This window comes from [Anoxybacillus] calidus, from assembly GCF_013760845.1.
Lineage (GTDB): Bacteria > Bacillota > Bacilli > Bacillales > Anoxybacillaceae > Paranoxybacillus > Paranoxybacillus calidus.
Map to the genome: position 1 here is coordinate 1 of NZ_JACDUU010000005.1, position 23816 is coordinate 23816.

Sequence of the window (23816 nt, forward strand, 5' to 3'; positions counted from 1 at the left end):
AGATCCCTTGAAGATGACAAGGTAGATAGGTCCGAGGTGGAAGCGTGGTGACACGTGGAGCTGACGGATACTAATCGATCGAGGACTTAACCAAGTAGAAAAGCGAAGTGAGTGGAGCTTCTCCATGAATACGAGAAATACCGGTTATCTAGTTTTGAGGGAATAAAAAATTCCTTGACACTCTTCGACAATCGATTATAATAAAGGTTGTCTGTAAAAAATAATAATATATAGTCTGGTGACGATGGCGGAGAGGTCACACCCGTTCCCATCCCGAACACGGAAGTTAAGCTCTCCAGCGCCGATGGTAGTTGGGGCCAGCGCCCCTGCGAGAGTAGGACGTTGCCAGGCCTTAAGATAACTATTCCGCAGTAGCTCAGTGGTAGAGCAATCGGCTGTTAACCGATTGGTCGCAGGTTCGAGTCCTGCCTGCGGAGCCATTTTTGGAGAGCTGTCCGAGTGGTCGAAGGAGCACGATTGGAAATCGTGTAGGCGTTAACAGCGCCTCAAGGGTTCGAATCCCTTGCTCTCCGCCACTAGATTATATGACGGCCCGTTGGTCAAGTGGTTAAGACACCGCCCTTTCACGGCGGTAACACGGGTTCGAATCCCGTACGGGTCATCTTTTTTGGAGGATTAGCTCAGCTGGGAGAGCACTTGCCTTACAAGCAAGGGGTCGGCGGTTCGATCCCGTCATCCTCCACCATGAAAAGGTATAGTTATGATCGTCGCGGGGTGGAGCAGCCTGGTAGCTCGTCGGGCTCATAACCCGAAGGTCGCAGGTTCAAATCCTGCCCCCGCAACCAAATACATAATATATTGGTCCCGTAGTGTAGTGGTTAACATGCCTGCCTGTCACGCAGGAGATCGCGGGTTCGAGTCCCGTCGGGACCGCCATTTGTTATAGATGGCTCGGTAGCTCAGTCGGTAGAGCAAAGGACTGAAAATCCTTGTGTCGGCGGTTCGATTCCGTCCCGAGCCACCATTTTGTGTCAGCTTAGCTCAATTGATAAAGCATGGTCGGATAACTGAGAAATTATTTTTTATTAGCCGGCTTAGCTCAATTGGTAGAGCAACTGACTTGTAATCAGTAGGTTGCGGGTTCAAGTCCTGCAGCCGGCACCAGTAAAGACTTTATACGGAGGGGTAGCGAAGTGGCCAAACGCGGCGGACTGTAAATCCGCTCCCTGTGGGTTCGGCGGTTCGAATCCGTCCCCCTCCACCATTTTTTAATGAGCATAAAAAGAACAATAGGGGCATAGTTTAATGGTAGAACAGAGGTCTCCAAAACCTCCGGTGTGGGTTCGATTCCTACTGCCCCTGCCAAAGAGATGGCGGCTATGGCGAAGTGGTTAACGCACCAGATTGTGGCTCTGGCATTCGTGGGTTCGATTCCCACTAGTCGCCCCATATTCAGGATAAAATTTCTTATGCGTTGGGGTATAGCCAAGCGGTAAGGCAACGGACTTTGACTCCGTGATGCGTTGGTTCGAATCCAGCTACCCCAGCCACAATCATGCGGAAGTAGTTCAGTGGTAGAACACCACCTTGCCAAGGTGGGGGTCGCGGGTTCGAGTCCCGTCTTCCGCTTATAAATTAAGGCGGCATAGCCAAGTGGTAAGGCAGAGGTCTGCAAAACCTTCACCCCCGGTTCGAATCCGGGTGCCGCCTCCATTTATTTTTGTGGCTTTTGCCGGGGTGGCGGAATTGGCAGACGCACAGGACTTAAAATCCTGCGGTAGGTGACTACCGTGCCGGTTCGAGTCCGGCCCTCGGCACTTTAGGGTGAAAGTGCTTGACATCCTAAGGTCGATTATTTATAATTTTCCATGTATTTCATATTTTTGAAATATGCCGATGTGGCGGAACTGGCAGACGCGCACGACTCAAAATCGTGTTCCCTCTGGGAGTGTGGGTTCGACTCCCACCATCGGCACTGAAAATAGGGAAAAGGCTTTAGGATCAAGGGTTCTCACGATTGTGGGAACCCTTGATTTATTTTTACCGAATACGATTCGAGCAAGAAAAATCGTGTGCGGCTAATCGTGTTCGGTGAGGTGAAATGGAAAGTGGGAAGAATAGAAAATGAGAGAGAATTGCAGAGAAAGAGCAAGAGAGGAAGAAGAGGAGAGTTGAGTCGTGAGGAGTTGTTGTTAATATCTGATGACATCGGAGAGATTGAATACACATTTGATGAATTGTTAGAGATATTTATTGAGGATTGCGAATTGAGGAATTTAAGGGAACATACGATTAAATATTATCGCAGTGTGTAAATGTCAAGATGAATATGTACATTTTTGACTGTTTAAGAATGTACAAATTTACTCGTTTTCGCTTTCCTTTTCCAAGTGATTTTTTAAACGATACGAGTTCCCTACAATGTTAATAACGGTCGCATGGTGTAAAATCCGATCTAAGATGGCGTTGGCTAACTTTGGATCTTGGAAAATCTCCCCCAGTCTTTAAAATTGGCATTGGTCGTAAAAATCGTGCTTTTCTTTTCATATCGCAAATCAATCAACTGAAAAAACAGTTTGGCGTCTTCCTTATCAATCGGCAAATAACCAATTTCATCGATAATCAATAGCTTATATTTCGCGTAATGCTTTAATCGGTCATCTAATCGATTTTCCATCCTCGCTTTCTTTAGTTGTAAAATTAACTCATGGCATTTGATAAAATACGTACTCGTTCTTTTTTTTGGCTGCCGCAATACCGATGGCGGTGGCCAAGTGGGTTTTCCCCACTCCACTTGGCCCTAAAAAGACGATATTTTCTTTCTCTTCGATAAAACGTAAGGTGGTAAAATCGAATATTTGCTGTTTATTGATGGATGGCTGAAAGTCGAAATCAAAGTCTTTTAGTTCCTTCAAGTGAGGAAAGGCCCCCACTTTTACCATCGAATGAATCATATTTCTTTCCCGTGTATCAATTTCATAATTCGTCAATTTGACGAGCGTTTCCACAAAGGGTAATTCGTTCTTCGTGCTAAAATCAATCGTTTCGTTCAAATGAATGATCATCTGCTTGAGTTTGAGATATTCTAAATTTCGAATTAATTGTTGGTAGCTGCTATTCATTTTTATACACCTCATGAATGGCGAGTAAGTTTTTCTTCGCTAACTCTCCGACATCTGGGTAATGAGGCAAATCTTGCGATAATGCCTGAATATAGTGTTCCTCCTTGTAATTCATTTTCAACGAACTCACTGGGTGTTCGGCAATGAGTTTTGTGTTATAATAGACATACATCCGTTCATCATATACCTGTACATTTACCGTTTTTCCTTGATAGTCCATCGGTACGGAATATTGATTTCCCTTGTAGCTAATCATGCCGGCCGAGTTGACTTTGACAGGTATATGCTTGATCTTGTATGAATCTCTTATTTCCTTCCTTGGCAAGGGGAGTAAGAGATTTTTTTCTTGTTGAAAGGCAAGAATCGGAATCTTTCCTGTGCCCTGATGGTAGCTATGATTGATCCGTTCGCAGAGGGACTGAATAAAGTCCTGAAGTTCTTCATATGACAACTTTCCTTGGTACGCATGAATCTCATCAATGAGTTTCATCGTCGTTTCCACTTTTCCTTTCGTCCTCGGTCTACCGGCTATACACGGATGAATGTCAAATCCATAGTCTTTGGCAAATTGATCAAATCGCTCATTGACCACCCCTTTCGAATACGTAGTTCGCGCTTCATCCATCACCGTTTTCATATTATCGAAGAGGATTGTCTTTGGAACACCCCCAATGATTTCAAAGGTTTGAGCTAAAAAATCCATCAACATCCCTTGTGTTCTGGAAAGCGTAAGTAAAAACGTCCGAAAACGAGAGTAGGACAGAAGGAACACTCCAACCTGTACCGACAACACTTCCCCTTCTTTCGTTACGTATCGAATGTTCTCCTTCCAATCAAACTGCGCTTGTTTTCCTGGTGCTGTTTCGTATCGAACGACTGGTTTGTTTGTTTTTGTTCGTTTTCCCTCTGTAAAATAAGCTTGAAACTCCGGCTTACGTGCAATATAAGCCCGAAAGGCAGACGATGAGCACTGCAGCCCGTGATGGTCCTTCAAGTACTGCCACAACACACGCTTGTAATAAAACACTTGCTTGGATTCTTCAGAAAGTAGCTCAGCGATCACCTCATAATACGGATCAATTTTTGAAGACCTGTTTCTCTTCTTTTTCGGAACATAACCCTTTAAGTACTTATCCACTGTCCTCCTGTCTACATTCAGCTCTCTCGCTAATTGACTCTTATTAATTTTCATTCCTGAACTCTCCATGAGTATCTTTAATTTTGGTAAATCTGATAAACAACGAATTTCTATCTCTGTTGCGATTGTTAATTTCGCATGCATACCTTTTCACCTCAAGTTCAGTATGCATGCGAGAATCAAAATTGTACATTCTTACACAAGCAGCTTTGTACATTATTAAATTAGCATTTATACAAATCTTCAATCGTTAATGGAAAACGGAAAGATCAAAGTGTTTAAAACAGATAACGAAGGACGGGTTATTTTAGATAGAAATAATCCAGATGACTTAGAATGGCTTGAGGATTAAAGAGGAATTGTAATGGAAAAAAGTAAGTGATAATTTAGTTTCACTTACTCTTTCTTTTTTTGATGATATTACTTAATTCCCATCCCAATTTTACTTAGTACTTTTCTACTTATGTTTTTCATAATTGTTGAAATATCCTATACACTCATTATCTTCCTATGCTTCAACAAAAGGGGATTTGTATTCTGGTTAAATATACAATGGTGTTTATATCGAACAGAATAAACAAAAATCTGTGTGTCGAAAGAAGAAAAAATAGTAGAAAAAATGTAAATTTTTCTTCTATATATCCTTGACGCAAATTCCAATATTTGTATAAAATGGAACTGGAAATTTGATGGGAAATTGGAAATAGGTTTTATTACGGGGATTGATTAGGATGAAAGTAGTTAATAGTACATTATCTTTAGGTGAAGCTAATAAAATATTCAAAAAAATATCGAGAACATATTTTGAAATGGGAGATCCTACGTATTTACATTATATGTGCAACCCTTTAAAAAAGATTGTTTTTCAAAACATAGTGGGTACACTTTTTTACCGATATTCTCTAAGCACTGTAAAAATTGTCGATAACGACCAAGTGATTGCCTATTGTTTCCATAGGAAGATAGGTGAGAAGATAGTTATTTGTATGGATATATATTTGACCCCTAAATCAAGGGGAAAAGGATTAAGTAAAACAGTTATCGAGCTCTATAGAAAAGAGTTGTATAAGCAAGGGTTCGATTTTATTCTAGGCGCAGCGTTTAACAAAAATATTCCTTCCCAAAAAATGCTTCAAAAGTATGCAAATGCAAATTTCTTTTACGTAAATGCGTTCAAATTTAATAGAAACAATCTCTCTTCTTCTATCTCTTTAAAATTCAAAAAAATCAATATGAACCAAAAAGAATTATATTTCAGTATTATCAGTCAAAACTTACAAAAAGACTTTGAAAACATTTCTATCGAAAGATCAACTATTCATGATGTTATTAGGTTTATTTGGGGACCATTTGTTTTTGGTATTTTTCTCTTTGATCAGTTAATAGGAAATATTACGTATGAAATTCTTGTTGACACAATTTACATAAAGCTTGCTTTAGAGGATAAATATTGGAATATAGCTCCTGAAATAGTGGAGGAATTCTGCAATTATTGTTCTTTGAAGCAAGAGGTTGTTGTAGTTCAGTATCCAAACAATGTAATAATAGATAGAAATGATATTGAAGAAACTTTACCTGTTTTGCTTTTTAATATTTTTACTACATTGGGTGAATGTCAATGAATAAATTTAATTCAAGTTTAAAGCCTAGATTTAAAGGGACTATTGAATTATTGTATCTAAAAAACAATCAATTGGTATTCAATAATGTCATAACTAGAAATTATATAATTCTTGAAATTGATGAAATTTCAGATTTTTTCTTAAGACAAATTAACGGTGAAAATACTATAAAAGACATTAAAGATTTAGTCAGAAGAAAGTTTGCAAGAGACTTTTCAGAAGATGTCGATAACTATCTAAATTACTTATATCAAAAGAATATCATAGAATTTACAGACATAGCAATACCGTCTGATTTAAAAAGATATTCGAATCAGATTCATTTCTTTAGAAATTTTCTTCAGTTTAATAACGCTCACGAAATACAAAGTTTATTAAGTAGTAAAAAGGTATGTATTTTAGGGTTAGGTGGAACGGGAAGTCATATAGCATATAGTCTATGTGCAATGGGAGTAGGGACATTGATTTTAAATGATCCCGACCATGTTGAAGAGAAAAATTTAACAAGACAAGCCTTATATTGTGAAAACGATGTAGGAAAGTTGAAGTCGAGTGTTGCCAAAGAAAAATTAAGCAGTATAAATTCTTCTGTATCTATAATCACTTTTGACAGAAGGATATCTCAGGCATCGGACTTGGAAGATATTATAAAAGGGGCAGATCTTGTTGTTAACTGTATGGATGATCCAAATATGGAATATACAAGCATGATTGTAGATGATATTTGTCAAAAAATGAATATTCCCTTTATTACAGGGGGAGGATACAGTGCGCATCAAACAAGTCTCGGTTATCTAATTATTCCTAAAAAAACGATGTGTTTTCCTTGTATTAGGAAAGCAATTCACAATCATGATGGAGATTTAAGACCATTCTTATCTGAAAAAAGAGACATAGATTATGGTTCAGTAGTGGGAATTGCGAGTATTGTAGCCAATTTGCAAGTGCTAGAGGCTATAAAATTTCTTACCAATTTTTCTTCTCCTGTTATTATAAATCAACATATAGAGCTGGATTTTATTCATTTATCTTTTCACAAGAAAAACCTCTTGGAATATATTCATGAACCTTGTAATAGATGTGCTCACTTGAAAGGAGGTGAAAAAATGAAAGTTAGAGTTGTTAAAGAAGAAAAAAACGGTGGATTAATTTGCTTGGGAACAAGACTATTTAAACTTGTTTGCTAGTGAAAAAGCACTGTTATATTTGTTATGAAACAGGAGAGGGGGATCCCCTCTCTCCTTTTGCTGATTAAGATTAAATGAAATACAAACAAATTGCGGGTGAACCAATATGTATGATGTAAACGTTCGAGGCGTTTGTAAAAAGTTTGGAAACATGTATGCTGTTAAACATATTGATTTTTTTATAAAAAAGGGGGAAATTTTAGGTTTTCTCGGTCAAAATGGAGCAGGAAAAACGACAACAATTAAGATGCTGACAGGACAACTTTTGCCAACTGAAGGGCATATAGAAATATTTGGTATGAATGTGATTGATCATCATAAGGATATTATGAGCAAAATTGGGTATATTCCTGATACTCCTGTTCTTTACGAAGGATTAACTCCGAAAGAAATGTTAGGTTTTGTAGGAAGATTGTATAATATGAAAACAAGTGTTTTATCCAAAAGGATTGATGAACTTTTGTCTATTATGAATTTGAAAGATTTTGAAGATGAGCTGATTAAAAATTTCTCTTTAGGAATGAAGAAAAAAGTTTCCATTGCATGTGGTCTTATTCATTCCCCTAAGCTTCTTATTTTAGACGAGGTTACAAACGGTTTGGATCCTAGATCTGCTAGAGAAATAAAAGATCTTATCAAAATGTTAAATGAGCAACAAGGAGTCTCATGTTTACTCACGACGCATATTTTAGATGTAGTTGAAGAGTTAGCTCATCGAATTATTATTATCGAAAAGGGGGAAATTGTTGAACAAGGGGAACTTGTAGAATTAAAAGAGAAATATAAGGCAAAAAATTTAGAAGGTGTATTTTTGAAAGCTATATCTTGAATGGAGGGTTACAAACTGAATGGAGACTCCAGCAACTATTATCATTAAAACGCATTCTAAAGAACAACTAAATTTATGGATACGTGGGAATAAATGGTTATTAATTTTGAAAGTAATAGTAACAATGATTGGAGCTTTTCTTCTAGGATTAATCGTAAATCCATCTCAATTTTTCACACCAACAGAAATAGTATTGTTTATTGTATTGCAAGCTATTGTTATTAGTTGGTTGCAAACGCTATTGAATATTTATCAAAAGTTGTTTTCTTTAAATGATCTTACGTTTCCATTTTTGACTGGCATCCATAAATCATCGATTATTTTAGCAATATCTTTTATTAATACTGTCAAAAACGCAATCATAGGTTTGGGTATTTCTTTGTATTTTTCAGCTGCCCATGTAGCATTAGCCCCGTTCTATTTCGTTGCTTTCTTGATCTGTTCCTTTCTGTCATTTCTGTTAGCTATTTTATTTGCTTTATTTTCTACTAGGTTTATTAAATCGGTGAAATGGTTAATTGTTTTTGTATTTGTTATACAAATAATTCTACTACTCTTTATCTTTGGCGTAGCACTTACAAAAATTGATGTTGTGACTGTGCCATTAATCATTTATTTCGTCGTTGCTTTGTTTATTTTGTCTTTTATTTATGTAAAACCAAATGTAATAGATCGCTTCTATATGATTAGTGTAGACTATTTTAACAAAATTTCCCAAACGTCTAATAAGGGCAAAGAACGCATTTCTTTTGTTAAGATGATTAAAAATCCAATTGTATTCAAAGATGTTATTTTATTATTTGCCAACCCAATTACGAAAATTAGATTTTATGTTTGGATCGCTGCTCAGGTTGCCATTTTATTCATGATTGAACAAAAAGGACTCTCTTTCTTGATTGATTATCTCCCTTTATCGCAAAGCCATGAGGAATGGTTTGCATTTCAAATATCACTAATTACCACGTTTTTACTATTTGGAGAAATTCCAATTTCTTTATTCCACTTGGATAAAGGAATTATACAATGGTATATATTCACAGGTGTAAATGGAAGTAAATTATTTTTGTCAAAAGCAATTCTAGGTTTCTGTATACTATTGGTGCCTAGTCTATTGACGATCAGTATGTATGTATTGTTCTTGGATTTGCCTATAAAATCTTTTGTGTTAATTATTGCTATCACTTTTTTAAGCCTACTTAGCTTAGTAATTACTACTTTGAGCATATCGTTGTTCGACATCAATATTGAAAGTTACTCCAAACCTTCCGAATCATCTATGATTACAGAACAAATTCCGCAAACAAACATCACTTATTTGTCATTACTTGTTGGGTTTTTATTCTTGTTTATTTTTTACAAGTATATGTTTACCTCCCCGACTTTAGGGATCACGGATTTCATCACAGCCATAGCGTGTAATTTTTTATCAGCTATAATATACAGATTGAGTATAAATAGATTCGAGAAAAAAGTAACGAAATATAAAACAATTGGGAATGATGCGTGAAATTCTAATATCCAAATTGTTTGCTAATCTGACTATAAATTTTTGACGGTGATAATGATGAAAATAAAAAAGAAATTAAAAAATGGTATTCAGGTTATTTGTGAATGTCAAAGAAATGTAGATATTGTTTCTTTCGGCTTTTGGTTTCAGTTTGGTTCTGCTTATGAAACACAAAGTAATAACGGCATTTCACATTTTTTAGAACATGTAATAAACAAGCAAGAATTTGAAATATTTATTGAAAATAAAGGTGGAAGAGTCGAGTGTATAACAAGTAAAGAATATATTAGTTTTAACGTAACAGTGAATAAAAAGGATTTTTTAGAGTGTCTAAAAAGGGTAGCTGTTCAAATCTTTTCACCTAAAATAACTAAGGAGATAGTGGAATCAGAAAGAGCAGTTATTATTGAAGAAATAAAAATGTATCAATCAGATTTTTTAGAGAATGCTTTAGATAATATTTCAAGATGTATTTTTAAAGAACAGAGCCCACTAGCATTTCCTATTTTAGGTTCGGAAAACAACGTTTTAAGCTTCGACTTAGAGCAGCTATCCGACACTTGGTACAATAAAATATTAAAGTCTCCACTTGTGGTTTCCATAAATGGGGGTATCGATGAGAAACAGCTATATGAAGCATTAGATTACCTAGAAAACATTAACAAGGAAAATAAAAGCTACAAAATATCAAATATTGAGTATTCTACCTCATTTATTATCGAGGAGTCCTTACATGATATCTCGATTTTGAATATACTTTCTTACTTTGAGACAAGTGATTTTCATCAACATATCTTACCTGAGATTCTCACTTTTCATCTTACTAATTCTGGACAAAATTCACTTTTGATTAGGGAATTAAGAAAAAGGGGATTATCTTATCAAACATTTTCTTATTATTTACCTTATACCATTGCAGGGATTTTAGGAATTACCGCACTTTTTTCTTCGGACAAGCTATTAGAAGTAATAAATGTAATTAAATCAACACTAGAATCAGTAGCTCAGATTAGTCCAAAGGACTTCGAGCAAATTAAAAATATGGCAATAAACCAAAGCTTTATTTTGTATGAAACCACATTAGAAAGAATGAAATTCCAAGCTAAAAATTCTTTATTGTCAAGGGAAGATATTTTTGTTGATGATTATTTAGTACGATTAAGCGAAGTTGGTATAAAGGATTACATTTCTTTTGTTAGAGATATGATAAAAAGAGAGAAAGGATATCTTTTATTCCATAATGAAATTTTAGATAAAAATATATCCATATAAGGATGAAATAAGAGATGATTACTTCATTAATATTATTCTTAACATTGTTAAGTTGTTGCTATGGAATAATCAATTACAAACTGTCGGAAAATTTTATTAAACAAACGGAGATAACAAATTTGAATAAGATTTCTCAGTTGAATTGCGCGATTGTTGCCATCTTCGATGAAACTTCTTGTATTAATTGTATTAATGTATTTAGAAAGGTAAAAAACAGAATAGATATTCCAATTTATTTTTTGAAAATGGATCTTGCAAAAAAACTTGTTACTATTGATTGTAATCCTCCAGTCTTACTAATATTTCACCGAGGCAACATAATTGCAAAAATGTGTTCTCAAACAATGGATAAAGCTGCTTCCCATTCAACATATATTAGATTGATTATGGAGGAACTAAAAGAACATGATTTTAATTAAAATATTGGTTATTACTATTTGTTTAACATTAGGTGTCATTTATTTACAAAGTAGTCTAACAAAATTAAGAAGCATTTATGCATTTAAAAACATTGTACAAAGTTATGAGTTGCTCAATAATGAATATATAGAAAAGGCTGTTGCTCTAATACTTCCAGTTCTAGAAATCTATATAGCCTTAAGCTTAATCTTATTTAAAAATTTGCTATTGGTAAGTGTTATGGGTGGACTTTTACAAATTATTTTTATTGTAATTATGATTATAAAATATGGAAAAAAGCTTCCATATGGATGTGGTTGCTTTGGAATTCAAGTTCCTTCAAAAATAGATTTAAAACATATCTATTTAAACATATGCTTCTTTATCCTTTTTCTTTGCATTGGAATATATAATGTGAATGTAAAATAAATTTCCACTTAGGTAGTGTTCAAATTTTGTATAAGGGCTTGAATGGTGTGTTATGTCAAGAAAATGGACACGATAAACAGAGAGAAATAGCTGAACCTATGCAGCTACTTGTCTCTGATTAGCGTAGTAAGTAGCTTTAATTGACATGGTGATACATAGCCGAGCGCTGAATGACTTCGTTTTTGATTGTAAAAACATTCAATGTTGTCTGAACCCACAAAGCTCATGCCATTACTTGGTGTTATGTCAAGAAAACGGACACGTTAAACAGAGAGAAAAGCTCTGCTTAGGCAGCTACTTTTCTCTGGTTAGCGTAGTAAGCAGCCTCAAATTCACATGGCGATACATAGCCAAGGGCCGAATGACTTCTTTTGCGGTTGTAGAAGCATTCGATGTACTCAAAAATGGCTTGTTTCGCTTCTTTTCGCGTGCGGAATCGATTCGGATAGATACACTCTTTCTTGATTAGGCTATGAAACGACTCCATACAAGCGTTGTCGTAACAGTTTCCACGTCTCGACATGCTCACTTGAAAATGATGTTCCTGTAAAAGTTGCTGATAATCATTCGAAGCATATTGACTTCCACGATCCGAATGATGAATCACTCGTTCCGTTGGTTTTTCGCTGTTTAGAGCCCGTTGTAACGCTTTGATGACTAACTCTTTTGTCATTCGTGTATCGATATACCATCCTACAATCTTACGAGTATATAAATCCATGATACTCGCTAAATACAACCAGCCTTCATCGGTAGGAATGTACGTGATATCGGCCATCCATACTTCATTCGGAGCCGTTGCTTGGAAGGTTTGTTTCAATAAATTGTCATATACGTTGTAAGGATGGTTACTGTTCGTAGTGGCTTTGAATTTACGGACGGTAATGGATCTCAAGCCTTCTTCGTTCATGATGCGAGCGACCGTCTTTTGAGACACACGAATCCCTTGTTTGCGTAGTTCTTGCGTAATTTTCGGGCTTCCGTAAATCTTACGGGACTTTAGATACTCCTTTCGAATCTGTTGAGTGAGTTGTTCTTTTCGTTCTTTCTGTTTACTTTTCGCACGCTTGAGCCAGTCGTAATACCCACTTCTTGAAACACCGAGCACTTGGCACATCTTCACAACAAGAAATTCATTTCGGGTGTTGAAAAATGAAGGCGTAAATTACTTCTGGTTTCTGGTGAAGATGCCTAATGCCTTTTTTAGGATCGCTAATTCCTCCTCCAACTCTTGATTACGACGGCGTAACTCGATGATTTCTTGATTTTGTGGCTTGATATGTCCTGAACCAACAAAACTCGTTCTGTTACTTTCTTTGTATTCTTTAACCCAACGGTGAAGAGTGTTGTAAGCCAAACCTAATTCTTTTGCCACTTGGGCGATCGACTTGTCCCCCTCCAAGCATAACTCAACGGCTTGAATCTTGTATTCTTGATCAAATGTTCTCTTTTTCATGATTGGACACCTCGAACTTATTGTAATTAAGTTTATTATAGTCTCTCTGTTCTCTGTGTCCACTTTTTAGACTAACATCACAATTGATACTGAAAAACTAATAGAAGGGTGTGTAGAATGGCTAAATAATACAGCATTTCCCAATCCTCTAATAGAGATTTCAAAGGGAAGCTTTGTAATGGAAGATTATACAATTTCGTTGCTTGACATTAGCAGTAATGGGAAGTCTGCTAAATTCCGTATTCAAATGGAAAGAAAGATATCGAGTGATTCAGAGACAGAAAAAGATCAAAATATATTTAACGGAGCCATTTAAGATTGATATTGAGTGACGTTTTTAAAACATTTTTTGTTTTTCATCGTCATTAAATGTATGAAGGATGGTTTTATTGTTCCGATTACTTATGAAAGAGGAGATGATCATGGGCAGAGAAGTCCATTTTGGTAAAGACGAAATTACTTTAAAACTAAATGGAGTCACATGCTTTTTTGCCTTAAAACGAAAAGTTACAATGCCTTATCACACTATTAAAAGTGTATATGTAGATTATTTTGACGCACCTCAATGGATGCTCAGGATGCCTGGGACTTCCATATCTCCTCTAAATATCTATGAGGGAAGTTTTAAATATGCTAATGAGTGGTACTTCCTTTCTTATGAACGAAGAGAACCTCTCGTCATTATGGAGTTGCAAGGACATGAAAAATATCATTATGTCATATTTCAGATTGAAGATCCTGTAAGTGTTGCTGCAGAAATTAGAAAACGGATAAGAAACTTGGAATAAACGATGACCAAAATGTATTCTCCTTATTCCATGCTCATGTAAGCCACAGCATATCTTTGGGACCGCGAAGTGTGGAATGGGGGCTAACGGGTGACGATCCTTCAAAACGGTATTGCTTTTCATGTTCAGCGCTAAAGGGCAGGTTCGTTGAACAAAAGGTGTTTTCATCCATGCTTATTGCTTCCTAAATATAATCATCCCGCAAATCATAGGAATAATCATGAGCATTCCAACCGTTAGAGTAGGTATTTGTAATCGGTTCGCTAATATGGCACTTATCTCTCCAAGAAAACCTCCAATCACAAAAGGAATGGCGGTTTTTGTCTTGTCAGCATTAGGTTTTGCGTAATACCATGCGTCCCATATGCAATAAGCATAAAATCCAGGGTAAAATAACATGTATTCAAAATTTGCCACCTCTACAGCTTGTTGGTGTAATCCGTTAAAATCAAGATGAATGGCTTTGTTTATTTTTCCAAATACATTATCAAAGTGTTCAACTATTAAAAAGAAGACACCTTTAATGAACTGACCATTATATATTTGTCCGAATCCGGGCATAAGTATGGAAAATAAAGCGGCAATATTCCTCATGATATCTCCTTCTGTTCTCTTTTAGGGAAAAATAGTTATTGTTGGGAAAGATGGTTACTTGTTAAATTATGCTATTGTTCCTTATATTTCCTTATTCTGTTTATTTTTATGTATATGAAGTTTATGTTTGGATACGCAGTTTCTTCCACTAACGGAAGCGTTCGAAGAGCAAACAGAAGACGCTTGGTTTTTGAAAATACCCAAGCGTCTTTGTTTGCTTATTGTATGTTCAATTTTATGTTAAATGGCCAATGAAATAATATGTGTTTTATGTTGTTATTTAAGATTTTGTACTCCAAAACAGAATTCGTTATTTTAACAGAACAGTTCATTGCTTCAATGTAAAAAAGTAAGAAAAAAGTATTGACCATAAATGAGATACATTATATAATGTGTATCGTTAGTAACGAAAGTTTTAGTACTAATTGACTAAAGATTGTCACCATTCAGCAGGCTAGACCTGTTTTTTATTTTAAATTTTTTATTCGACAAATTTCTGTTTTTTCTGCGGGTGTAGTTTAGTGGTAAAACCTCAGCCTTCCAAGCTGATGTCGTGGGTTCGATTCCCATCACCCGCTCCATTATACATAGGGGACAACGCAGTGTTTCGTTTCTTCGGTTAAACGGGGCATTGCGTTTTTTTATTTAGCTAAATATATAGCAGCATCAGCGGGAACAGAAGAACCCCCAACGGTGAAATTCAGTCCATTTCATTTAAAGTACAATTTCGCTGGTAGCGTCCCCGCCATGAATTTGGACAAACATTTTACTGATCGAGTGAATGAGCTTCTCACATTGATTGTTGCTCATTGATGGTAATAGATAAACAATTTGCACAGCGTTTTTCGTATCGAAAGTAACTGCGGTTCGTTCTGAATCGACAATTGGACTGCCGAAAGGACCCAAGGCATCTTTCGAAACGAGCTTTTTCGCAAAGTTCATTACACGACCGTTAATTCCTATGTACTCGTCGTTATCTTTTCCAATGTCAATGGAAATATTTCCTGATATCTTGTCTAGGTCATAGATGCCTATTGGGATTTTATAATAAAGAGAAAAGAAGTTATTCACATCCGCTGCGGAATGGATCGAGCCAATAAAATTTTGTTTATGAATTCGTCGATATAAGCTCTCGGCAGAATGACGATATCGATTGGGGTCTGTACCAATTTGTTTAAATATTGTACGCCATTCCTGAATTTCAGGGATATTGGATAAAGGGGTTTCTTGCAAATCAAAGTACAGTGATTCTTGAAAAAACTGCAACCTACCTTTTAACATTTGTGGGGATTGCTCAACAATAATATTTTTGTATACAATAACCCCAACTTTAAAATGATGTATCACTTCTTTAAGATGTTTTGAAATATAAAGTTCCATCTTTCCACCTCTTTTTTATCCCGTTCTAACCGTCCATAAGACTCCCGCCTTTACAGGTAGGAGATAACGGACGCTAAGAATCCGATAAGTTCAACTAACATCAGTAGGGATGAAGAAAACCCCACTGATGTAGTTTCACTTTATTTTCAGTGTAGCATATATAAGGAAATTTTACGAAAGGAGGGATTTATATGGATGTGGTTGCGTTAAAAAAGGAAATTATTGAATACAGTAAAACGATTGGGATTGACAAAATTGGCTTTGCGAGCGCGGATGTGTTTACTGAACTGAAGGAGCGTCTGCGCAGGCAGCAGGAGTTAGGTTACCAATCGGGATTTGAAGAACCTGATATTGAGAAAAGGACAAATCCATCATTACTTTTATCGGGTGCTAAATCGATTATAGCCATCGCATTGGCTTACCCGTCAAAAATGAAAAATGCTCCGCGCAGTACAAAGGAAGAAAGAAGAGGAATTTTTTGCAGGGCATCATGGGGAAAAGATTATCATCATATTTTACGTGAACGATTGCAAAAATTAGAAGAATTTATTTTAGAAAAAGTGCCAAGCGCTCAACTGAAGTCAATGGTTGATACTGGAGAATTGGCGGACCGGGCTGTTGCTGAACGAGCGGGGATCGGATGGAGCGGGAAAAATTGCTCCATTATTACTCCAGAATTTGGTTCATATGTATATTTAGGAGAGATGATTACAAATATTCCGTTTCCTCCAGATGCACCCATAGAAGATCGTTGTGGTACATGCAATAAATGTATAGAGGTATGTCCGACAGGGGCGCTTGTGCAAGGGGGACAACTCAATGCGCAACGATGCATTGCATTTCTTACACAAACAAAGGGATTTTTAGCTGATGAGTTCCGCGATAAAATCGGCAATCGGCTTTACGGGTGTGACACTTGTCAGACGGTCTGTCCTGAAAATAAAGGGAAGGATTTTCATCTTCATCCTGAAATGGAGCCAGATCCAGAAATTGCGAAACCGAAATTGAAACCGCTACTTCATATTAGCAATCGAGAGTTTAAAGAGAAGTTTGGTTTGATTTCAGGTTCATGGCGTGGAAAAAAGCCGATTCAACGAAATGCGATTCTTGCATTGGCTCATTATAAAGATAAAACCGCCATTTCCGATTTACTAAAATTGCTGAAAGAAGACAGCCGCCCTGTCATTAGAGGAACAGCCGCTTGGGCGTTAGGAAAAATCGGGGAAAAGAGCGTCATTCCTTTTCTGGAAGAGGCAAAGCGAGTAGAAAAAGATGAAGAAGTATTAAAGGAAATTGATAAAGGATTGCATCTATTACTCAATCAGGACTAAAATCGCTTGTTCACCACATAAAGTAATAAAAAACGATAAAAAAGTGGTGAACGGCGTGAGAAGAGAACTGATTTCTATGCTCGAAAAGAAAATACATGCATTTGTATGTGGAGAAACAAATAATACATGCGATGAATCCGTAGAAAGGAAACTCGGCTTATTTCGCAAGCGTAATGCCGAAATCGTGAAGTGTCAAGCGCGTGGAGAAATTTTGCGTAAACATCAAGTCGATAGACAAATGGAGGTTGATTATGTAGTTCATTATCAATTTTTAATTAGACAAAAAGACTGGATGTATTTAGAAGAACAAGTAGAAGAACGACGTGCATTGTTTAAAGACGGTGAGCTTATCCAAGACAAGGAAATTGTAGACGGAGAGGTTGTTAGTGAAAGCGAAGGACGAATGGAACGTGGATATGAGGTAAGAGAAAAAGGATCTTACCAATACGATCGTTTCGCTGCGGTCCGCTATGCAGAAACGTGGTGGAATAGCTATAATCCCGCTTTTAAAAAGTTTGCTGTTGATTGTACCAATTTTGTTTCGCAATGTTTATATGCAGGCGGCATTCCAATGAGTGGATATCCAAACCGGGCGAAGGGTTGGTGGATGAAAAATGGTAGTTGGAGCTATAGTTGGGCGGTAGCTCATTCGTTTCGCTGGTATTTAAGCGGTACTCATAGCGGGCTGAAGGCGATTGAAGTATCGTCTCCCGAGAAATTAATGCCGGGAGATGTGATTTGTTATGATTTTCAAGGAGACGGCCGCTTTGATCATGCGACGATTGTTGTCGCAAAAGATAGACAAGGGATGCCGCTTGTCAATGCGCATACAACGAATAGCCGAATGAGATATTGGTCATATGAAGATTCAACTGCATATACCCCTAATATTCAATATAAGTTTTTTCATATTGTTTAATGTTTTGAAGCAAATAATGATATAATGATGGGCGGAAATATGAAAAGTTTGAGGTGACGATAGTGGCTTTACACGTTGTTTTATATCAACCAGAGATTCCCGCAAATACAGGAAATATTGCGCGTACTTGTGCCGCTACAGATACAACACTGCATTTAATTCGTCCGCTGGGGTTTTCAACGGATGATAAAATGTTGAAACGCGCCGGACTGGATTATTGGCAATATGTCAATGTTCTTTATTATGATTCGCTTCAGGAGTTGTTTGATAAGTATAAAGATGGAGAATTTTATTTTATCACGAAGTTTGGGAAAAAGTATTATTCGGTTTTTGATTACAGCGATCCATCGAAAGACTATTTCTTTGTATTTGGCCGCGAAACAACCGGATTGCCAAAAGAACTAATCGAAAATAACATGGAGCGCTGTTTACGCATTCCAATGAATGAAAATGTGCGCTCGTTAAATTTGTCCAATACAGCAGCGATTTTAGTGTATGAAGCGTTAAGACAACAAGGTTTTCCTGGAGTGTTTTAACACTTTCTCAAGAAGTCTCTCTCCTCTAAGCGAAGTGTAGAAGGGAGGGGTTCATGAAAAATGACCTTCATCAAAAAGGATGGAGGTCATTTTTATTAAAAAATTAATTTTTTACTCCTGGTTTGTCGTTATAGCCAGCAGTGAAAATCGCTGTTAAAAACGCTACAATAACGCCCATAACAAGCAATGTTCTCATGTTTTTTCCTCCTTATTCTATATCCCAAAAAGTTTTGTATATCTCCATTATAGCCTATATAACAAGCTATGTGAATGTTAAGTGTATGTAGTTGCCTCTTTTGATATTCCGATGAAATTTCCGTTTGTGATGAATCATAACGGACATCCACGCATAAATTGTATTAATCTCGCTATTAGACATCAAAGATGGAGGAGGTCCCTTATGGATATTTTAAAGAAAATTGAAAGGTACAGGGAAGAAGAGCAACGATTAAAGTGGGAAGGTACATTCGCGGAGTATTTGGAACTTTTAAAAGAGAAGCCATGGGTTGCCCAGTCCGCTCATTCGCGCGTTTATAATATGATTAAAGATGCAGGGGTTGAAGAAGTAAACGGAAGAAAGCGATATAATTTTTTCAGCGGGCAACTATTTGGCTTAGAAGAAGCGCTAGAGAGATTAGTGGAAGAGTATTTCCATCCTGCAGCGAAGCGTCTTGATGTACGTAAACGTATTTTGTTATTAATGGGACCAGTGAGTGGTGGAAAATCAACGCTTGTTACAATGCTAAAAAGGGGATTGGAGGCATATTCATATACCGATCGAGGGGCTGTATATGCGATTAAAGGATGTCCAATGCATGAAGACCCGCTCCATCTAATTCCTCATCATTTACGTGATGATTTTTATCAAGAATACGGCATTCGCATTGAAGGTAATCTTTCTCCGTTAAACATGATGCGTCTTGAAAAAGAATACGGTGGCCGCATTGAAGATGTTATGGTTGAGCGGATTTTCTTTTCCGAAGATAAACGGGTCGGTATTGGAACGTTTAGCCCGTCCGATCCAAAATCGCAGGATATTGCTGATTTAACAGGAAGCATTGACTTTTCAACAATTGCGCAATATGGCTCAGAATCTGATCCACGTGCATATCGTTTTGATGGTGAATTAAATAAGGCGAACCGTGGACTTATGGAATTTCAAGAAATGTTAAAATGCGATGAAAAGTTTTTATGGCACTTATTGTCACTAACACAAGAAGGAAACTTTAAAGCAGGACGCTTTGCGCTTATCAGCGCTGATGAACTGATCGTCGCTCATACAAACGAAACAGAGTATCGCTCGTTTATTGCGAATAAAAAGAATGAAGCGCTTCATTCACGGATTATTGTTATGCCAATTCCATATAACTTAAAAGTATCAGAAGAAGAGCGTATTTATGAGAAAATGATTCGCGAAAGCGATGTGGCTGATGTTCATATTGCTCCGCATACGCTGAGAGTGGCTGCTATGTTTACAATTTTAACTCGTTTAAAAGAGCCAAAACGAGGCGACATTGATTTGATAAAGAAAATGCGTCTATATGATGGAGAAGCTGTGGAAGGTTATAATGACGTTGATGTAGAGGAATTAAAGAAAGAATATCCGGATGAAGGAATGAGCGGGATTGATCCGCGTTATGTGATTAACCGTATTTCCTCCTGCATCATCCGCAAAGAAGTCCCATCTATAAATGCGCTTGATGTGCTTCGTGCTTTAAAAGAGGGGCTTGATCAGCACCCTTCGATCTCAAATGAAGACAGAGAACGTTATTTGAATTTTATCTCGCTGGCACGGAAAGAATATGATGAAATTGCCAAAAAAGAAGTACAAAAAGCGTTTGTTTATTCATATGAAGAGTCAGCGAAAACGCTGATGGATAACTACTTAGATAACGTCGAAGCCTATTGCAATAAAAGCAAATTACGTGATCCGCTTACAGGAGAAGAAATGAATCCGGATGAAAAATTGATGCGTTCGATCGAAGAGCAAATCGGTATTTCAGAAAACGCGAAAAAAGCGTTTCGCGAGGAAATCTTAATCCGCATCTCCGCTTATGCAAGAAAGGGGCAGCGATTTGATTACAACTCTCATGAGCGCTTACGTGAAGCGATTCAAAAGAAACTATTTGCTGATTTGAAAGATATCGTAAAAATTACAACTTCCACGAAAACACCAGATGAGCAGCAATTAAAGAAAGTGAATGAAGTAGTTGCGAGATTAATTGATGAATATGGATATAATTCAACATCAGCGAACGAATTGCTTCGATATGTCGGAAGCTTGTTAAACCGCTAGCATGCCTAATTACTTAGGCATGCTTTTTTAGCCCTATCTATTGAGACGATATTTATGGTTGGATATTTTTGGGTTTGTCCAATGTAGAAATTGAAGATTAATTTTCTAAATAATTTGTCAATTATTTCAGTTTCCTGCATACGATAGAGTAACCAACCATTATTATTGTATTTTTCAGCCACCAAAATAAGTATATGAATGAACACATAAAAATGTGAAAAAATGTTAGGAGGGGGAAAGGATGAGTAGAAATTTTGTTGTATCGAAAGAAGATTGGTCCCTCCATCGCAAAGGCCATGATGATCAAAAAAGACATCAAGAGAAAGTAAAAGAGGCCGTTAAAAATAACTTAGCTGACCTCATTACGGAAGAAAGCATCATTATGTCAAATGGTCGAGATGTGATTAAAATTCCGATTCGTTCTTTAGATGAATATAAAATTCGTTATAACTATGAGAAAAATAAACACGTTGGCCAAGGAGATGGGGACAGTCAAATCGGTGATGTGATTGCCCGGGACGGCTCAGGTGAAGGACAGAAGGGAGCTGGTAAAGGGCAAGGGGCAGGTGACCAGGCAGGACATGATTATTATGAGGCAGAAGTATCATTAATGGAATTGGAAGAGGCGTTTTTTAGCCAGCTGGAGTTACCAAATTTAAAGCGCAAGGAAACAGATCGAAATGTAGTCGAGCATATTGAGTTTAACGATATTCGCCGTACGGGCTTAATGGGGAATATTGATAAAAAACGAACGATGATGGCTGCGTTTAAACGAAACGCGATGAGCGGAAACCCAAGTTTTTATCCAATTTATCCGGAAGATTTAAAATTTAAAACATGGAATGAAGTTGTAAAGCCAGAATCAAAAGCGGTCGTCCTTGCGATGATGGATACGAGCGGTTCGATGGGCTTATGGGAAAAGTATATGGCCAGAAGTTTTTTCTTCTGGATGACTCGCTTTTTGCGCACGAAGTATGAAACGGTTGAAATTGCGTTTATCGCTCATCATACAGAAGCGAAAGTTGTCACGGAAGAAGAATTTTTCAACAAAGGTGAAAGTGGCGGTACAATCTGTTCTTCTGCTTACAGAAAAGCGCTTGAATTAATTGAAACGAAATATTCACCTTCTCGTTATAACATTTATCCGTTTCATTTTTCTGACGGCGACAATTTAACTTCTGACAACGCCCGCTGCGTCAAACTTGTGAATGAATTGCTGAAAGTATCGAACATGTTCGGCTACGGAGAAGTAAATCAGTACAATCGCCATTCTACATTAATGTCCGCTTACAAAAACATCAAAGATGAAAAATTCCGCTATTACATCCTCAAGCAAAAGTCCGATGTGTTCTACGCGATGAAGAGCTTCTTTAAGAAGGAAGAAAATAAGGCGCTTGTGTGAAAATCAGCCGAAAAGGCTGATTTTTCTTTTTATAAACTGCTCCATACAGCATAAGAAACATCGATTGGTAGTTAGTTTTATTTATGGATTTTTTTGTATATAGTCGGAAATACAAAAGATGCTGACTCAAAATATGAGACAGCATCTTAACAAATTTTATCTATTAGCTTACTTTTCGTATGGTTGTCTTTGTTTTTTGTGATTTTACCATTTTATAAATAGGTAAACCAGATAAGGAGATGAAAATAGAGAAAAGTGAATCTACTGGATTGTGGATGAGCGTACTTCCGACAATATATATCGCTCCAAGAATAGCAATTATAGGTGTAACAGGGTATAACGGCACTTTATATAAATGGTCATTGTCCGTTCCATTTTTACGAAGCAAGAAGACAGCATAAAAAGCTAAACCATAAAATAAGAAAACAGTGAAAATAGCAATATCGGAAAGACGGTCGGGGTTTCCGGCCAGCATCATGATGATCGCGATGACTAATTGTAGAATAGTTGCTTGAACAGGTGTTTTGAATTTTGGATGTACGCGTGATAGCCATTTTGCCCCAGGCAGCAGTTTATCTTCCGCCATCGCAAAAGGAATGCGCGGGAACGTGAGAATTTTACCGTTTAAGGCACCAAAAATGGAAATAAGAATACCGATAGCAATAAGCTTACCACCCATTTCGCCAAATAACAGCGTAGCAGCTTCTTTTGCTGCGTTTGGTCCGAGTTCAACAATCTTATTTGCCGGCAAGATATGAAGCATGGCAATATTCACTGACAAGTAAGCAATCATGACAATAATAATTCCCGTAATAATCGCTTTCGGGAGCGTTTTAGCAGGGTTTTTCATCTCTCCGGCAACGAAACCAACGTTTATCCAGCCATCATATGCCCAAAGAGTTGCGAGAACGGCCGCTCCCATACTAACTGCTTGGCTGCTTTCGCTCTCCATACCAAACACGGGAACATCTCCTTGCCAAATGCCAAAAACAGCGATAAGAGCAATTGGAACAAGTTTACCAAATGTCGAGAGGCTTTGAATAAAACCGCCATATTGTGTTCCTAATAAGTTTACAATACAAAGAAAAATAACAGAAATAATGCCAATGATTGTTTTGCTATTATCGGAAAATCCAAATAAACCGGCTACTAATGACCCAAAATACAACCCGATTGCCCCGATAACAGCCGGACCGTAGATGATTGTTTGTACCCAGCCGCATAAAAATCCCCAAAACTTTCCATATACTTCCTCTAAATAAGCATACAATCCACCTGTTTTCGGTATTTTTACACTAACTTCCGCGATTGTTAAACCGCTTGCTAGAGTAATAATCCCACCGATTACCCATGCCCATAAAGCCATTGTAGAGTCGCCAGCCGAAGCAATGACGATCCCCGGTTTCATAAAAATTCCTGATCCGATTACGGTTCCAATGACTAAAGATGTAGCAACAATAAAGCCAATATTTTTCTGCAAATCTGCTTTGTCCATAATGTCCACCACCAGAGAACAAATGTATTTTAATGATGAACTGATTATAACATGAGATTTTGTGAGTTTTCCTTTTTTTGAATATTCAATTTTCGATCATAAAAAGTAGTGGTGAAGATGAATAAAAGCGGTATGATGACGCTTAAAAACATT

19 protein-coding genes, 17 tRNA genes, 2 rRNA genes and 2 pseudogenes are annotated in these 23816 nt (G+C 37.0%); 33 read left to right on the forward strand and 7 right to left on the reverse strand.

Annotated features, from left to right (window positions below):
- From HNQ85_RS10460 to HNQ85_RS17620, 19 genes are all read left to right on the forward strand, one after another.
- Nucleotides 1-94: ribosomal RNA gene (locus HNQ85_RS10460) — 23S ribosomal RNA — on the forward strand; the annotation flags it as partial.
- A 140-nt stretch (nt 95-234) separates the two neighbouring features.
- Nucleotides 235-351 (forward strand): 5S ribosomal RNA (gene rrf, locus HNQ85_RS10465).
- Between the two features lie 14 nt (nt 352-365).
- Nucleotides 366-440 (forward strand) — tRNA-Asn (locus HNQ85_RS10470).
- A gap of 5 nt (nt 441-445) precedes the next feature.
- A tRNA-Ser gene (locus tag HNQ85_RS10475) sits at nt 446-536 on the forward strand.
- 14 nt (nt 537-550) lie between these two features.
- Nucleotides 551-622 (forward strand) — tRNA-Glu (locus tag HNQ85_RS10480).
- 8 nt (nt 623-630) lie between these two features.
- Nucleotides 631-706 (forward strand) — tRNA-Val (locus HNQ85_RS10485).
- Nucleotides 707-729: 23 nt separating this feature from the next.
- Nucleotides 730-806: transfer RNA gene (locus HNQ85_RS10490), tRNA-Met, on the forward strand.
- A gap of 15 nt (nt 807-821) precedes the next feature.
- Nucleotides 822-897 (forward strand) — tRNA-Asp (locus HNQ85_RS10495).
- A gap of 12 nt (nt 898-909) precedes the next feature.
- Nucleotides 910-985: transfer RNA gene (locus HNQ85_RS10500), tRNA-Phe, on the forward strand.
- Nucleotides 986-1049: 64 nt separating this feature from the next.
- A tRNA-Thr gene (locus HNQ85_RS10505) sits at nt 1050-1125 on the forward strand.
- A 15-nt stretch (nt 1126-1140) separates the two neighbouring features.
- A tRNA-Tyr gene (locus tag HNQ85_RS10510) sits at nt 1141-1225 on the forward strand.
- 27 nt (nt 1226-1252) lie between these two features.
- Nucleotides 1253-1326, forward strand: a tRNA-Trp gene (locus tag HNQ85_RS10515).
- 8 nt (nt 1327-1334) lie between these two features.
- A tRNA-His gene (locus HNQ85_RS10520) sits at nt 1335-1410 on the forward strand.
- Nucleotides 1411-1436: 26 nt separating this feature from the next.
- A tRNA-Gln gene (locus tag HNQ85_RS10525) sits at nt 1437-1511 on the forward strand.
- A gap of 7 nt (nt 1512-1518) precedes the next feature.
- A tRNA-Gly gene (locus tag HNQ85_RS10530) sits at nt 1519-1590 on the forward strand.
- A 10-nt stretch (nt 1591-1600) separates the two neighbouring features.
- Nucleotides 1601-1674 (forward strand) — tRNA-Cys (locus HNQ85_RS10535).
- Nucleotides 1675-1692: 18 nt separating this feature from the next.
- A tRNA-Leu gene (locus HNQ85_RS10540) sits at nt 1693-1778 on the forward strand.
- 75 nt (nt 1779-1853) lie between these two features.
- Nucleotides 1854-1936 (forward strand) — tRNA-Leu (locus tag HNQ85_RS10545).
- A gap of 133 nt (nt 1937-2069) precedes the next feature.
- Nucleotides 2070-2276 carry a hypothetical protein gene (locus HNQ85_RS17620; protein WP_246326850.1) on the forward strand — a complete coding sequence of 69 codons (207 nt, stop codon included), beginning with the start codon at nt 2070-2072 and terminating at the stop codon, nt 2274-2276.
- A 48-nt stretch (nt 2277-2324) separates the two neighbouring features.
- Here HNQ85_RS17620 and HNQ85_RS17835 read toward each other — a convergent pair.
- From HNQ85_RS17835 to istA, 3 genes and pseudogenes are all read right to left on the reverse strand, one after another.
- Nucleotides 2325-2638, reverse strand: a pseudogene (locus tag HNQ85_RS17835) (ATP-binding protein).
- 28 nt (nt 2639-2666) lie between these two features.
- Entirely contained in the window at nt 2667-3083 is a 417-nt protein-coding gene (locus tag HNQ85_RS17840) for an ATP-binding protein (RefSeq protein ID WP_281363456.1), read from the reverse strand.
- The gene (istA, locus tag HNQ85_RS10560; RefSeq protein ID WP_181537692.1) at nt 3076-4365 is read right to left on the reverse strand and encodes an IS21 family transposase; all 1290 of its coding nucleotides are present in this window, start codon (nt 4363-4365) and stop codon (nt 3076-3078) included. Before istA ends, HNQ85_RS17840 begins: the two co-directional genes overlap by 8 nt.
- Nucleotides 4366-4952: 587 nt before the next feature.
- Here istA and HNQ85_RS10565 point away from each other — a divergent pair.
- The 6 genes from HNQ85_RS10565 to HNQ85_RS10590 all read left to right on the forward strand — a co-directional run bounded on the left by HNQ85_RS10565 (nt 4953) and on the right by HNQ85_RS10590 (nt 11466).
- Nucleotides 4953-5843, forward strand: coding sequence for a GNAT family N-acetyltransferase (locus HNQ85_RS10565; protein ID WP_181537693.1), 891 nt, complete (start codon nt 4953-4955; stop codon nt 5841-5843).
- Complete coding sequence (locus HNQ85_RS10570; RefSeq protein ID WP_181537694.1) at nt 5840-7030, forward strand: HesA/MoeB/ThiF family protein; 1191 nt, start codon at nt 5840-5842, stop codon at nt 7028-7030. The genes HNQ85_RS10565 and HNQ85_RS10570 overlap by 4 nt, the downstream gene beginning before the upstream one ends.
- A gap of 106 nt (nt 7031-7136) precedes the next feature.
- Nucleotides 7137-7859, forward strand: a complete 723-nt coding sequence (locus HNQ85_RS10575) for an ABC transporter ATP-binding protein (RefSeq protein ID WP_181537695.1) — start codon at nt 7137-7139, stop codon at nt 7857-7859.
- 19 nt (nt 7860-7878) lie between these two features.
- The gene (locus tag HNQ85_RS10580; RefSeq protein WP_181537696.1) at nt 7879-9366 is read left to right on the forward strand and encodes a hypothetical protein; all 1488 of its coding nucleotides are present in this window, start codon (nt 7879-7881) and stop codon (nt 9364-9366) included.
- Nucleotides 9367-9423: 57 nt separating this feature from the next.
- Entirely contained in the window at nt 9424-10638 is a 1215-nt protein-coding gene (locus HNQ85_RS10585) for a M16 family metallopeptidase (RefSeq protein WP_181537697.1), read from the forward strand.
- A gap of 405 nt (nt 10639-11043) precedes the next feature.
- Complete coding sequence (locus HNQ85_RS10590; protein WP_181537698.1) at nt 11044-11466, forward strand: MauE/DoxX family redox-associated membrane protein; 423 nt, start codon at nt 11044-11046, stop codon at nt 11464-11466.
- A gap of 286 nt (nt 11467-11752) precedes the next feature.
- On the opposite strand, the pseudogene HNQ85_RS10595 reads toward HNQ85_RS10590, so the two are convergent.
- Nucleotides 11753-12922: pseudogene (locus HNQ85_RS10595) on the reverse strand (IS3 family transposase).
- A 178-nt stretch (nt 12923-13100) separates the two neighbouring features.
- Between HNQ85_RS10595 and HNQ85_RS10600 the strand changes: the two are divergent.
- Both HNQ85_RS10600 and HNQ85_RS10605 read left to right on the forward strand, forming a co-directional pair.
- Nucleotides 13101-13238 carry a hypothetical protein gene (locus HNQ85_RS10600; RefSeq protein WP_181537699.1) on the forward strand — a complete coding sequence of 46 codons (138 nt, stop codon included), beginning with the start codon at nt 13101-13103 and terminating at the stop codon, nt 13236-13238.
- A gap of 106 nt (nt 13239-13344) precedes the next feature.
- Complete coding sequence (locus HNQ85_RS10605) at nt 13345-13710, forward strand: hypothetical protein (RefSeq protein ID WP_181537700.1); 366 nt, start codon at nt 13345-13347, stop codon at nt 13708-13710.
- 174 nt (nt 13711-13884) lie between these two features.
- Here HNQ85_RS10605 and HNQ85_RS10610 read toward each other — a convergent pair whose 3' ends face one another.
- Entirely contained in the window at nt 13885-14304 is a 420-nt protein-coding gene (locus HNQ85_RS10610; RefSeq protein WP_181537701.1) for a hypothetical protein, read from the reverse strand.
- Between the two features lie 507 nt (nt 14305-14811).
- Between HNQ85_RS10610 and HNQ85_RS10615 the strand changes: the two genes are divergently transcribed.
- Nucleotides 14812-14885, forward strand: a tRNA-Gly gene (locus tag HNQ85_RS10615).
- 133 nt (nt 14886-15018) lie between these two features.
- On the opposite strand, the gene HNQ85_RS10620 is transcribed toward HNQ85_RS10615, so the two are convergent.
- Complete coding sequence (locus HNQ85_RS10620) at nt 15019-15684, reverse strand: B3/B4 domain-containing protein (RefSeq protein ID WP_181537702.1); 666 nt, start codon at nt 15682-15684, stop codon at nt 15019-15021.
- Nucleotides 15685-15875: 191 nt separating this feature from the next.
- Between HNQ85_RS10620 and queG the strand changes: the two genes are divergently transcribed.
- The 5 genes from queG (at nt 15876) to yhbH (ending at nt 22168) form a co-directional block, all read left to right on the forward strand.
- Nucleotides 15876-17015 (forward strand): tRNA epoxyqueuosine(34) reductase QueG, encoded by a 1140-nt coding sequence (gene queG, locus HNQ85_RS10625; protein WP_181537703.1) that lies wholly within the window; start codon nt 15876-15878, stop codon nt 17013-17015.
- 55 nt (nt 17016-17070) lie between these two features.
- A complete protein-coding gene (locus tag HNQ85_RS10630) occupies nt 17071-17934 on the forward strand; it encodes an amidase domain-containing protein (RefSeq protein WP_181537704.1) in 864 nt (287 codons plus the stop codon).
- 53 nt (nt 17935-17987) lie between these two features.
- A complete protein-coding gene (gene trmL, locus HNQ85_RS10635; RefSeq protein ID WP_181537705.1) occupies nt 17988-18470 on the forward strand; it encodes a tRNA (uridine(34)/cytosine(34)/5-carboxymethylaminomethyluridine(34)-2'-O)-methyltransferase TrmL in 483 nt (160 codons plus the stop codon).
- A 400-nt stretch (nt 18471-18870) separates the two neighbouring features.
- Nucleotides 18871-20766, forward strand: coding sequence for a PrkA family serine protein kinase (locus HNQ85_RS10640; protein ID WP_181537706.1), 1896 nt, complete (start codon nt 18871-18873; stop codon nt 20764-20766).
- Nucleotides 20767-21007: 241 nt separating this feature from the next.
- Nucleotides 21008-22168, forward strand: a complete 1161-nt coding sequence (yhbH, locus tag HNQ85_RS10645) for a sporulation protein YhbH (RefSeq protein WP_181537707.1) — start codon at nt 21008-21010, stop codon at nt 22166-22168.
- 163 nt (nt 22169-22331) lie between these two features.
- Here yhbH and HNQ85_RS10650 read toward each other — a convergent pair whose 3' ends face one another.
- Nucleotides 22332-23663, reverse strand: coding sequence for an APC family permease (locus HNQ85_RS10650; RefSeq protein WP_181537708.1), 1332 nt, complete (start codon nt 23661-23663; stop codon nt 22332-22334).
- Nucleotides 23664-23816 lie beyond the last annotated feature (153 nt).